This window comes from Streptomyces sp. NPDC051567 (genome assembly GCF_044454165.1).
Taxonomy (GTDB): domain Bacteria; phylum Actinomycetota; class Actinomycetes; order Streptomycetales; family Streptomycetaceae; genus Streptomyces.
This window is the reverse complement of sequence record NZ_JBITDK010000008.1, coordinates 161,444-174,425: the sequence shown is the minus strand read 5'-3', so window position 1 is coordinate 174,425 and position 12,982 is coordinate 161,444. Positions and strand designations below refer to the sequence as shown.

Genomic DNA, 12,982 nt, shown 5'->3' with positions numbered 1-12,982 from the left:
CGGGCCATGGCCCGGTGCCTCCGCAAGGCACGCCTGTAGTCCGAGGGGGACGCGCATGGCCACCGTTGAACTGCGCTTCAGCGCCCAGCCCGAACACGTCCGGACGGCCCGCCTGGTGGCGGCCGCCGTGGCGCGCCGGGCCGGGGTGGAGGAAGCCGTCCTCGACGAGGTCCGCCTCGCCGTGGGCGAGGCATGCTCGCGCGCCGTCGGGCTCCATCGCGGCAACGGACTGACCGCGCCCGTCCGGGTCGTCCTGACCGACGAGGAGAAGGTGTTCTCCATCGAGGTCGGCGACGAGGTTCCCGGCCCGGCCGGCGGTCCGGCCGGTGCCGTGCCCGGGAGGGACGCCGCCCTGGACCAGGACGGCGAGGACGAGATGGGTCTCGCCGTGATCAGCGGGCTCGTCGACGACGTCGAGGTGACCCGTGGGGATTCGGGCGGAACCATCCGGATGCGCTGGCCGCTGCACGGCGCCGCCGAAGCGGACTAGTCCGTTCGGGTCAGGCGCCCGTCACCCTGCGCGTGACGGTCCGTCGTATCGTCCGATCTCCACCAAGGCCCTGCTGAGCAGGGCCTTTTTCATGCTTTGCGATAATCCCCCGGCCGGCGACCGGGTGTCACCGGGTGTCAATGGTTTTGCCCCATTACTACTTTCGGGGGTAAAGGAGTGACGTGATCCATTGCTGAGGAGCAGGTGCGAGCCAATTCTGTTTCCGGCGCACTGTTTTGATCAGGATCTGCTCCCTACAATCCGTCCACATCTTGAGCTCATCACGTCAAGGAGGACGAATGACGGGGCTCTTCACCCCTATCGCGCCCGATCGCACCCATGATCTGGCATCCGCAGTACTCACCGATGACAATCGGCTCATCGTGATCGTCATCGCGGCCGTGGCACTCGCCGCGCTCGTCGTCGCGCAGATCCTGGTCCGCCAGGTCCTCGCCGCCGACGAGGGCACCGACTCGATGAAGAAGATCGCCGCGGCCGTCCAGGAAGGCGCCAACGCCTACCTCGGCCGGCAGTTGCGCACCCTGGCGGTCTTCGCCGTCCTGGTCTTCTTCCTGCTCTTCCTGCTCCCCGCCGACGACTGGTCGCAGCGGTCGGGACGCTCCGCCTTCTTCCTCGTCGGCGCCCTCTTCTCCGCGGCCACCGGCTACATCGGCATGCGCCTGGCGGTCCGGGCCAACGTGCGCGTCGCCGCCGCCGCGCGCGAGGCGACCCCCGCGCCGGGCGAGCCCGCCAAGGACCTCACCGACGTCTCCCACAAGGCGATGCGCATCGCCTTCCGCACGGGCGGCGTGGTCGGCATGTTCACCGTCGGCCTCGGTCTGCTCGGCGCCTCCTGCGTCGTGCTCGTCTACGCCGCCGACGCCCCCAAGGTGCTGGAGGGCTTCGGCCTCGGAGCCGCCCTGATCGCGATGTTCATGCGCGTCGGCGGCGGCATCTTCACCAAGGCCGCCGACGTCGGCGCCGACCTGGTCGGCAAGGTCGAACAGGGCATTCCGGAGGACGACCCGCGCAATGCCGCGACCATCGCCGACAACGTGGGCGACAACGTGGGCGACTGCGCCGGGATGGCGGCCGACCTCTTCGAGTCGTACGCCGTCACCCTGGTGGCCGCGCTCATCCTCGGCAAGGCCGCCTTCGGCGACCTGGGCCTGGCCTTCCCGCTGATCGTCCCCGCGATCGGCGTCGTCACCGCGATGATCGGCATCTTCGCGGTCTCCCCGCGCCGCTCCGACCGCAGCGGGATGACCGCGATCAACCGCGGCTTCTTCATCTCCGCCGCGATCTCCCTGGTCCTGGTCGCGGTCGCCGTCTACGCCTACCTGCCGTCCACGTACAAGGAGCTCGCGGGCGTCGAGGACCCCGCGATCGCCAACCACGCGGGCGACCCGCGCGTGCTGGCCGTCGTCGCCGTCGCCATCGGCATCGTGCTCGCGGCCCTGATCCAGCAGCTCACCGGCTACTTCACCGAGACCAGCCGCCGTCCCGTCCGGGACATCGGCAAGTCCTCGCTGACCGGCGCCGCCACCGTCGTGCTCGCCGGCATCTCCGTCGGCCTGGAGTCCGCCGTGTACACGGCGCTCCTGATCGGCCTCGGCGTCTACGGGGCGTTCCTGCTCGGCGGTACGTCGATCATGCTCGCGCTCTTCGCGGTGGCGCTGGCCGGCACCGGCCTGCTCACCACCGTCGGCGTCATCGTCGCCATGGACACCTTCGGGCCCGTCTCCGACAACGCGCAGGGCATCGCGGAGATGTCCGGCGACGTCGAGGGGGCCGGGGCGCAGGTCCTGACCGACCTGGACGCCGTCGGCAACACCACCAAGGCCATCACCAAGGGCATCGCCATCGCCACGGCCGTGCTCGCCGCCGCCGCGCTCTTCGGCTCGTACAACGACGCGATCGCCACCGCCGTCAAGCAGGTCGGGGCCAAGGCCGGGGAGATGAACCTCAGTCTGGACATCGCCCAGCCGAACAACCTGGTCGGGCTGATCCTGGGCGCGGCCGTCGTGTTCCTCTTCTCCGGCCTCGCCATCAACGCGGTCTCCCGCTCCGCCGGGGCCGTGGTCTACGAGGTGCGGCGCCAGTTCCGGGAACACCCCGGGATCATGGACTACACGGAGAAGCCCGAGTACGGCCGCGTCGTCGACATCTGCACCAAGGACGCGCTGCGCGAACTCGCCACGCCCGGCCTGCTCGCGGTCCTCACCCCGATCGCGGTCGGCTTCTCGCTCGGGGTCGGCGCGCTCGGCTCCTTCCTCGCCGGCGCCATCGGCACCGGCACCCTGATGGCGGTCTTCCTCGCCAACTCCGGCGGCGCGTGGGACAACGCGAAGAAGCTCGTCGAGGACGGTCACCACGGCGGCAAGGGCAGTGAGGCCCACGCCGCGGTCGTCATCGGCGACACGGTCGGCGACCCCTTCAAGGACACCGCCGGTCCGGCGATCAACCCGCTGCTCAAGGTCATGAACCTGGTGGCGCTGCTGATCGCTCCGGCGGTCGTGCAGTTCAGCTACGGCGTGGACGCCAACGCGACCGTACGGGCGGTCGTCGCGGGTCTCGCGATCGCCGTCATCATCGGTGCGGTGTACATCTCCAAGCGCCGCGGCATCGTGGTCGGCTCCGACAGCGAGGGCGGAGCCGCCGAGCGGGTGGGCCAGCAGGCCGATCCCGCGCCGGTCTCCTGACCCGGATTCCGGACGAGGGACGGGCGCGGGCCGGGCAGGGCCGGCCGTGCGCCCGAAAGGCGGACAGGCGGTGCGGACCGACGCGCCGTCTGTCCGCCTTTGCGCGTCCCCCGACGGCAGGCGTGTATCTTCCGGGCCGAGAGCCTTCGAAGGGACCAATCCGGTGAACAAGAAGCTTGCTGCCGCGTTGTCGGGCAGTGCGGTACTGATGCTCGTCCTCTCCGGCTGCGGCGGGGACGACAGCGACCAGAAGGCTGACGCCTGGGCCAAGAAGGTCTGTGACAAGTGGCAGCCCGAACTCAAGAAGATCGAGAACGCCAACGCCGACATCAAGCGCGTGGCGACGGAGAGCAGCAAGCCCGAGGAGGTCCAGAAGACGGACTCGGCGGCCTTCGCGACCATGTCCGAGTCCTACAAGGCGATGGGCAACGCCGTTCAGGAGGCAGGGGTTCCGCCGGTCAAGGACGGCAAGGGGACGCAGGACGCGGCGGTCAAGGGGTTCGAGTCGACCTCCAAGGGCTATGCCGACCTGAAGACGAAGATGGACGGGCTCGACGTCAAGGACCAGGGCAAGTTCGCCGAGGGCCTCAAGGAGGTGGCGGGCGGTCTCGACGCGGCGACCAAGGGCGGCAAGGACGCGCTCGGCAAGCTCAACTCGGGTGGTCTGGACAAGGCGATGAACAGCCAGAAGGGCTGCCAGGTCACGACCCAGTCGCCCGCGCAGTGAACTCCGGTGCGGGTGACTCCGGTGCGGTGACGGCCGCGTGGTGACGTCCGTGCGGTGACGTCCGTGCGGTGACGCCGGCGACCGTCCCCGGCCGTGCGCCCGGCCTGCGGTGCGGGCCGGGCACGCCGCTGTCCGGACCGGCCCGGGGACACGGGCGGGGCGGTCCCCACGCCGAGCGCCGCGTGGCGCACGCATTGTCGGCGCGGGCCGACACAATGGACGGGTGAGTACCACCAGCCTTCCCTCGCCCGACCGCGCCGCCGAACTCCGCAAGGCCCTGCTCGCCGCCGGCTTCACCGCCGACGGGCTGCTCGACCTGCTCGGCGCACCCGCCTACGCCGCGCTGGCCCGCAGCGAGACCGTTCCCGCCCTGCGCGCCACCCGTGGCCGCGGGGACGACCCGCTCGCCAGCCTGGTCCTGCTGTTCCTGCTCCAGCGGCCCGTCCCCGCCCGCCGCGCCGAGGCCGCGCTGCCCGTCGGGTCGGCCCTGGCCGACGGCTGGCTGCGGCGCGAGGGCGACGAGGTCCGCGCCACCGTCGACGTACGCCCCTACGGCGGCCCGGACGGGGAGGACTGGTTCATCGTCTCGGACCTCGGCTGCGCCGTGGGCGGGGCCGGCGGGATCGGCAGCCGTCAGGAGGGCGTGGTCCTCGGCGTCGGCGGTGCCTCGACCACCCTGGCCGGGATCACCGTCCGCACCCCGGTCGCCACCGCCCTCGACCTGGGCACCGGATCGGGCATCCAGGCCCTGCACGCGGCCCAGCACGCCACCCGGGTCACCGCCACCGACGTCAACCCCAGGGCCCTGGAGTTCACCCGGCTGACCCTGGCGCTGTCCGGTGCGCCGGAGGCCGAACTGCTCGCCGGGTCGCTCTTCGAACCGGTCGACGGGGCGACGTACGACCTGATCGTGTCGAACCCGCCGTTCGTGATCTCGCCCGGCGCCCGGCTGACCTACCGGGACGGCGGAATGGGCGGCGACGACCTGTGCCGGACCCTGGTCCAGGAGGCCGGTGCCCGGCTCAACCCGGGCGGGTACGCGCAGTTCCTCGGCAACTGGCAGCACGTGGAGGGCGAGGACTGGCACGACCGGCTCCGCTCCTGGGTACCGCGCGGCTGCGACGCCTGGATCGTGCAGCGCGATGTGCAGGACGTGACGCAGTACGCGGAATTGTGGCTGCGGGATGCGGGCGACCACCGCGAGGACCCGGCCGAGTACGCGCGGCGGTACGAGGCGTGGCTGGACGAGTTCGAGGCGCGCGGGACCAAGGCGGTCGGTTTCGGCTGGATCACCCTGCGGCGCAGTGACGCGGCCGAGCCCTCGATCGTGGTCGAGGAGTGGCCGCACTCGGTGGAGCAGCCGCTCGGCGACACCGTCGTGGCACATTTCGCCCGGCAGGACTACCTGCGCGCCCACGACGACGCGGCCCTGCTGGAGGAGTACTTCCTGCTGGCCGGAGAAGTGGTCCAGGAGCAGGTCGGAGCCCCCGGGGCGGAGGACCCGGAGCACGTGGTGCTCCGCCAGAACCGCGGGATGCGCCGCGCCACCAAGGTCGACACGGTCGGCGCGGGCTTCGCCGGGGTGTGCGACGGCTCACTGAGCGCGGGCCGCATCCTGGACGCGATCGCGCAGCTCGTCCAGGAGGACCCGGTCGTCCTGCGCGACCGGACCCCGGAGGCCATCCGGATGCTGGTGGAGCAGGGCTTCCTGGAGCCGCTGCCGAAGTCCGGGGGGCGGCCCAAGCCGTGAGGCACCCCCGGGTCCGCCCGGTGCGTTCCCCTGGCTGACGGGCCCCGGCCAGGGGGCCCGCGCGGGGCGTCCGGCAGGTCCGCGAGGGTCCGCGAAGGTCCGTACCGGCCTGGTGAACGGGTCGGCGCGGGGCCCTGCCGGGTCGTGGCGGGCCGTGGTGGGGGGCGTGCGTCCCGCGTCGCGCGCCGGTTGTCGAAGACGTGCGCCCCGCCGTGGCCGGACCGCTCCCACCGCAGGTCGGCGCGGTCCCGCCGTCCGCCGGCGTCCGTGGCCCCGCGCGGCCCCGACCCGCGCGGGGCCACGGACGGGCGACATGCCGGGCAGCGCCGGGCGGGCGCGGGCGGGCACCGACGGGCGCGCAGGCGCGCGGGAGGTGCCGGAAGGACAGGCCCCGAAGGGCGCGGAGGGGTGCGGAGGGGCGTGGTCCGGCCGGGAAAACCGGTGACGGCACACCGGCGGACCGGCGTACGCGGACGGGGCCAGACGGCCCCCGGGCCACCCGGCCCGGTGACCGGGAACGGGCCCGCGGGGCATCCGGGCGGCAGAAGTGGCACTTGTCGGGTTACCGTTCGAGTGGCCGTTGCGGGCTTGTGCCGTTTGACACGGGGGCGGGTTGTACCGTCACACTCCGCAGCGTCGCCGTACCGCGACCGAGTGCCGACCGGAGAGAAGAGCCAAGTTGTCCCCGACTAGCGAGACCGCAAAGGGCGGCCGCCGACTCGTCATCGTCGAGTCCCCTGCCAAGGCGAAGACGATCAAGGGCTACCTCGGCCCGGGATACGTCGTCGAGGCGAGCGTCGGGCACATTCGCGACCTCCCGAACGGCGCGGCCGAGGTTCCCGACAAGTACACCGGCGAGGTCCGTCGCCTCGGCGTGGACGTCGAACACGACTTCCAGCCGATCTACGTCGTCAACGCCGACAAGAAGGCGCAGGTCAGGAAGCTCAAGGAGCTGCTGGCCGAATCCGACGAGCTCTTCCTCGCCACCGATGAGGACCGCGAGGGCGAAGCCATCGCGTGGCACCTGCAGGAAGTCCTCAAGCCCAAGGTCCCCGTCCACCGGATGGTCTTCCACGAGATCACCAAGGACGCGATCCGTGACGCCGTCGCCAACCCGCGCGAGCTGAACCAGCGCATGGTCGACGCCCAGGAGACCCGCCGCATCCTCGACCGCCTCTACGGCTACGAGGTCTCGCCGGTCCTGTGGAAGAAGGTCATGCCCCGGCTGTCGGCCGGGCGCGTCCAGTCGGTGGCCACCCGCCTCGTCGTCGAGCGGGAGCGCGAGCGCATCGCCTTCCGGTCCGCCGAGTACTGGGACCTGACCGGCACCTTTTCCACCGGCCGCGCCGGTGACGTCTCCGACCCCTCGACCCTGGTCGCCCGCCTGAACGCGGTGGACGGCAAGCGCGTCGCCCAGGGCCGCGACTTCGGCTCGAACGGGCAGCTCAAGAGCGAGGTGCTGCACCTCGACGAGGCGAACGCACGGGCGCTGGCCGCCGCGCTGGAGGACACGTCCTTCGCCGTCCGGTCGGTCGAGTCCAAGCCGTACCGCCGTTCCCCGTACGCCCCGTTCCGCACGACCACGCTCCAGCAGGAGGCCTCGCGCAAGCTGGGCTTCGGGGCGAAGGCGACGATGCAGGTGGCGCAGAAGCTGTACGAGAACGGCTTCATCACCTACATGCGTACGGACTCCACCACGCTCTCCGAGACCGCCGTGACGGCGGCGCGGGCGCAGGTCACGCAGCTCTACGGGGCCGACTACCTGCCGGAGAAGCCGCGCGTCTACGCGGGCAAGGTCAAGAACGCGCAGGAGGCGCACGAGGCGATCCGGCCTTCGGGTGATCGTTTCCGCACGCCCGCCGAGACGAGCCTGTCCGGTGACCAGTTCCGCCTGTACGAGCTGATCTGGAAGCGGACCGTCGCCTCCCAGATGAAGGACGCGGTCGGCAACAGCGTCACCGTGAAGATCGCCGGACGGGCGAGCGACGGCCGGGACGCCGAGTTCAGCGCCTCCGGCAAGACGATCACCTTCCACGGCTTCATGAAGGCGTACGTCGAGGGCGCGGACGACCCGAACGCCGAGCTCGACGACCGCGAGAAGCGGCTCCCGCAGGTCGCGGAGGGCGACGCGCTCGCCGCCGAGGCGATCACGGTGGACGGCCACGCGACCAAGCCGCCGGCCCGCTACACCGAGGCCTCGCTGGTCAAGGAGCTAGAAGAGCGCGAGATCGGCCGCCCGTCGACGTACGCGTCGATCATCGGCACGATCCTCGACCGCGGATACGTCTTCAAGAAGGGCACGGCACTCGTGCCGTCCTTCCTGTCGTTCGCCGTGGTGAACCTGCTGGAGACGCACTTCGGCCGGCTCGTCGACTACGACTTCACCGCGAAGATGGAGGACGACCTCGACCGCATCGCGCGGGGCGAGGCCCAGTCCGTGCCGTGGCTGAAGCGGTTCTACTTCGGCGCCGAGAACGCCTCGGAGGTCGTACCGGCCGACGGCGACGCCCTCGGCGGCCTGAAGGAGCTGGTCACGGACCTGGGCGCGATCGACGCCCGGGAGATCTCCTCCTTCCCGGTCGGCGACGGCATCGTGCTGCGCGTCGGCCGCTACGGGCCGTACGTGGAGCGGGGCGAGAAGGACGCCGAGGGCCACCAGCGGGCCGACGTCCCGGAGGACATGGCCCCGGACGAGCTGACGACCGCGTACGCGGAGGAGCTGTTCGCGAAGCCGAGCGGCGAATTCGCGCTCGGCAAGGACCCGGTCAGCGGGAACGAGATCGTCGCCAAGGACGGCCGCTACGGGCCGTACGTGACGGAGATCCTCCCCGAGGGCACGCCGAAGACGGGCAAGAACGCGGTCAAGCCGCGGACGGCCTCCCTCTTCGCGTCGATGAGCCTGGACACGGTCACGCTCGACGACGCCCTGAAGCTGATGTCGCTGCCGCGCGTGGTCGGCGTGGACGCGGAGGGCGTGGAGATCACGGCCCAGAACGGCCGCTACGGCCCGTACCTGAAGAAGGGCACGGACTCGCGGTCGCTGGAGAACGAGGGCCAGCTCTTCTCGATCACGCTGGACGAGGCCCTCGCGATCTACGCGCAGCCCAAGCAGCGCGGCCGGGCGGCGGCCAAGCCGCCGCTGAAGGAGCTGGGGACCGACCCGGTGAGCGAGAAGCCGGTGGTGGTCAAGGACGGCCGCTTCGGGCCGTACGTGACGGACGGCGAGACCAACGCGACGCTGCGGCGCGACGACGACGTCGAGACCATCACGCCGGAGCGGGGCTACGAGCTGCTCGCGGAGAAGCGGGCGAAGAGTCCGGCGAAGAAGGTGGCCAAGAAGGCGCCCGCCAAGAAGGCCCCGGCCAAGAAGGCGCCCGCGAAGAAGACGGCGACGGCCAAGACCGCCGCCGCGAAGACGACGGCCGCGAAGAAGACGACGACGGCCAAGAAGACGGCCGCCAAGAAGGCACCCGCGAAGACGACGGCCGCCGTGGCCGTGGCCGTGGCCGTGGACGAGTAGCGAGCACGAGAATACGAGCACGAGCACGAGTACGAGTCACATGGGCGTGTGATGCGTGATGTGTGGCGCGTGACATGTGATGCGTGACGCGTGGACCGGCGGCGTCCGGTACGTCCGTCCCGTCCGGCAGGGCCCCGTGCACCGCACGGGGCCCTGCCGCGTCCCGGGCACCCGGCGGCGGGGCTCCGGGGCGGAGGACCGCATCGAGCCGGGCGCAGCGGATAGGCTGGGCGGATGACGCGAGCCGAGCAGCCAACGGTCGTGACCGCCTCCGAGCGCCCCACCTACGACGAAGCCCTAGCCGCGGACTCCCGCGAGCGTGCGGTGCGCGCACTGCTGCGCACCCCCGGGCTGCGCCGTCTGTGGAGCGCCCAGCTGGTGAGCGGTGTCGGCGATGCCCTCGCCCTGCTGGTGCTGGTGCTGCTGGCGTTCCAGGCGGCCCTCTCCGAGGGCTTCTTCGGAGGCCAGGGCGGTGCCCGCGACGCCGCCCTCGCCGTCGCCGCCGTCTTCGGCGTCCGCATCCTCGCCACGCTGGTCTTCGGCGCCGTGCTGCTGGGCCCGCTGGCCCGGCTCACCGCCGCGGGCGGCAGGCTCGACCGCCGCTGGACCATGATCGGCGCCGACGGGGTCCGCCTCGGGCTCTTCGTCGTCGCCCCGCTCTGGCTCGGCTGGCTGCCCGCGCACGCGCTCACCGCCCTGCTGGCCACCGTCCTCGTCTCCGGCGCGGCCGAGCGGCTGTGGACCCTGGCCAAGGAGAGCGCCGCTCCCGCGCTGCTGCCCGCGCCCCCGCCGGAGGGGGCGACCGTACGGCCGCTCCCGGACCACCTGGACACGCTCCGGCGCCTGACCCTGCGGACCGCGTTCGCGGCGATGCCCGTCGCCGCGGCGGTGCTCCTCGCCGCGACCCTGGTCGGCAAGGCCCTCGGGCTCGGCGTCGACTGGTTCGCCGAGAACCAGGCGGCGCTGGGCTCGTACGTGGCCTCCGGGCTCTTCGCGGCCTCCGTGTCGCTGCTGCTCCCGCTGGTCCTGCCCGGTACCCGGACCCCGCGCCCCCGTTCCCCGCTGGAGGGCCTGCGGGCCCCCAGGACGGGCGAGCGGCCCGAGAAGGGACGTACGGGGGCCGTCCGGCTCCTGGTGCTGGCCTGCGCGGCGGTCGCCGCGGCGGTGGCCTGCGCCGCGGCCGTGGCCGTCCTGCACGCCGTGGACCTCGGCGGGGGGCCGGCCGCCTTCGCGCTGCTCGTCCTCGCGCTGGTCGGCGGCACCGCCGCGGGCATCCGCGCCGACCAGGCCGGCAAGGTGCTGCCCGCGCTCTCCCGGCGCCGGATGCTCGCCCTCGCCCTCGCGGTCACCGGACTCGCGCTGCTGCTGACGGGCCTGGTCCCGGACATGGCGACCGTCCTGTTCCTCTCCCTGCTCGCCGGCACCGCCGCGGGCGTCGCGGCGAGCACCGGCCACACCCTGCTGGACCAGGAGACCGAGGAGTTCCGCCGGGCCCGGGTCACCGCACACCTCCAGGCCGTCGTACGGGTGGCCGTGGGCCTGGGCGCCGTCCTCGCCCCGCTCCTGGCCGCGCTGATCGGCCCGCACCGGCTGACCGGCGGCGAGGCCGTCCTCTCGCACGGCGGCGCGGCCTTCACCCTGATGCTGGTCGGCGCCCTGCTGCTGCCCGTCGCCGTGGTCGTCCTGGCCAAGGCCGACGACCGGGCCGGCGTGCCCCTGCGGCGCGACCTGCGCGAGGCGCTGCGCGGCGGGGAGCCGGTACAGGCCCCCTCCACCACCGGCTTCTTCATCGCCCTGGAGGGCGGCGACGGCGCGGGCAAGTCGACCCAGGTCGAGGCGCTGGCCGACTGGATACGGGACAAGGGCCACGAGGTCGTGGTGACGCGCGAGCCGGGGGCGACCCCGGTCGGCAAGCGGCTCCGCTCGATCCTCCTCGACATCTCCTCGGCCGGGCTCTCCGACCGTGCCGAGGCGCTGCTGTACGCCGCCGACCGGGCGGAACACGTGGACACCGTGGTCAGGCCGGCCCTGGAGCGCGGCGCGGTCGTCATCTCGGACCGCTACATCGACTCCTCGGTGGCCTACCAGGGCGCGGGCCGCGACCTCTCCCCGACCGAGATCGCCCGGATCTCGCGCTGGGCCACGGACGGGCTCGTCCCGAACCTGACCGTCCTGCTCGACGTGTCACCGGAGGCGGCGCGCGAGCGCTTCACGGAGGCCCCGGACCGGCTGGAGTCGGAGCCGACGGAGTTCCACCAGCGGGTGCGGGCCGGTTTCCTGACCCTGGCGGCGTCCGACCCCGGGCGCTACCTGGTGGTCGACGCCGGTCAGGACCCGGGCTCGGTGACCACGGTCGTACGGCACCGCCTGGACCGGATGCTTCCGCTCTCCGCGGCCGAGGTGGCCGCCCAGGCGGAGGCCAGGCGCCTCGCCGAGGCCGAGGCCCGGCGCAAGGCGGAGGAAGAGGCCGCGCGCAAGGCCGAGGAGGCCGAACGCAAGGCGGAGGCGGAGCGGCTGCGGGCCGAGGACGAGGCCCGCAGGGCCCGCGAGGCCGAGGAAGCCGCCCGGAAGGCCCGCGAGGCCGAGGAGGCGCGGATCGCCGCCGAGGCGGAGGCCGCGCGGAAGGCGGAGCAGGAACGGCTGCGGGCCGAGGCGGAGGAGGCCCGTGCGCGGGCCGAGGCCGAGCGGCTGCGCGCGGAGGCCGAGGAGCGGGCCCGGGAGGCCGAACAGGAACGGCTGCGCAAGCAGGCGGCGGAGGAGGCCCGGCTGCGGGCCGAGGCCGAGGAGCGGCGGCGGGAGAAGCAGCGGCGCGCGGAGGAGTCCCTGCTGAAGGCGGAGGCGGCGCGCAGGCTGGCGGAGGCCGCCGCGGCCGAGACGGCGGCGGCGAAGGCGAAGGCCGCCGCGGCGGCGGCGGCAGCCGCCCGGGCCGCTGCCCAGGCCGCTGCCCAGGCGGCCCAGGCCCAGGCGGCCCAGGCCCAGGCTCAGGCGGTTCCGGCAGCTCCGGCCCCGCGGGCCGGGACGGCTGGGACAGGCGGGACAGGCGGGACGGGCAGGACGGCCGGGAACCGGTACCCGGACGACGCCGTGACGGTCGAGACCCCGGTGGTCAAGCGGGTCGTCCAGCCGGACGACATCACCCAGACGGTTCCGGTGCCGAAGGTCGACCCGAGGGCGTCGTCCCGGGGGCCGGGTGCTGGTGGGGCCCGTGGGTCTGCCGGCACGCGTGGTGGCTCCAGGGCGGCCGGTTCGGCCGCGTCGGAGGACGCCACGGAGACCGCGGTCCTGCCGGCGGTCCGCCCGGTCGGCCCGGCCGACGAGACGGCCGTCCTGCCGTCCGTCCGCCCGGACGGCGGCCGGTACGAGGTGCTGTCGGACGCCCATCGTGCGGACGCCCACCGTGCGGACGCCGCGCAGGGTGGTCCGGTCCGGTCCTCGTCGCGGCCGACGGCACGGCGGCCGGAGGAGAACCCGGCCGACCGGGTTCCGCCGGGCATCTTCCGGGACGAGTCCGGCCGTGACGCGGGCAACGACGTGACCCGCGAGCTGCCGGTCCTCGGCGCGGACGGCCGCCCGCGCCGCCCCCGCCCGGACTGGGCCGAGGAGACCCCGCTCGACGACCTGCCGACGCTGGCGGACGAACTCCTGGGCCGCCACTGCGAGGACGACGGGGGCGACGAGTACGACGAGGACGGTGCCGGGGGCAACGGCGGCGGCAACGGCGGGGGCAAGGGCGGCGGCCCGCGCCGCCGGCGCTGACCGGCCGGAGCGCCGGTAGCGGGAACGGATTGTCAGT

The 12,982-nt window shown here is 73.3% G+C and carries 6 protein-coding genes; all 6 read left to right on the top strand.

From position 1 onward, the window contains the following. Positions 1-55 precede the first annotated feature (55 nt). The 6 genes from ACIA5F_RS12355 to tmk all read left to right on the top strand — a co-directional run bounded on the left by ACIA5F_RS12355 (position 56) and on the right by tmk (position 12,945). The gene (locus ACIA5F_RS12355) at positions 56-490 is read left to right on the top strand and encodes an ATP-binding protein (RefSeq protein WP_399351924.1); all 435 of its coding nucleotides are present in this window, start codon (positions 56-58) and stop codon (positions 488-490) included. A gap of 299 nt (positions 491-789) precedes the next feature. Beyond that, positions 790-3,192, top strand: coding sequence for a sodium-translocating pyrophosphatase (locus tag ACIA5F_RS12350; RefSeq protein WP_399351926.1), 2,403 nt, complete (start codon positions 790-792; stop codon positions 3,190-3,192). Between the two features lie 163 nt (positions 3,193-3,355). Continuing rightward, positions 3,356-3,919 (top strand): small secreted protein, encoded by a 564-nt coding sequence (locus ACIA5F_RS12345; RefSeq protein ID WP_399351928.1) that lies wholly within the window; start codon positions 3,356-3,358, stop codon positions 3,917-3,919. Between the two features lie 223 nt (positions 3,920-4,142). Further along, complete coding sequence (locus tag ACIA5F_RS12340) at positions 4,143-5,669, top strand: methyltransferase (protein WP_399351930.1); 1,527 nt, start codon at positions 4,143-4,145, stop codon at positions 5,667-5,669. A 679-nt stretch (positions 5,670-6,348) separates the two neighbouring features. Continuing rightward, the gene (gene topA, locus ACIA5F_RS12335; RefSeq protein WP_399351932.1) at positions 6,349-9,189 is read left to right on the top strand and encodes a type I DNA topoisomerase; all 2,841 of its coding nucleotides are present in this window, start codon (positions 6,349-6,351) and stop codon (positions 9,187-9,189) included. 234 nt (positions 9,190-9,423) lie between these two features. Then, positions 9,424-12,945 carry a dTMP kinase gene (tmk, locus tag ACIA5F_RS12330; RefSeq protein WP_399351934.1) on the top strand — a complete coding sequence of 1,174 codons (3,522 nt, stop codon included), beginning with the start codon at positions 9,424-9,426 and terminating at the stop codon, positions 12,943-12,945. Positions 12,946-12,982: the final 37 nt, after the last annotated feature.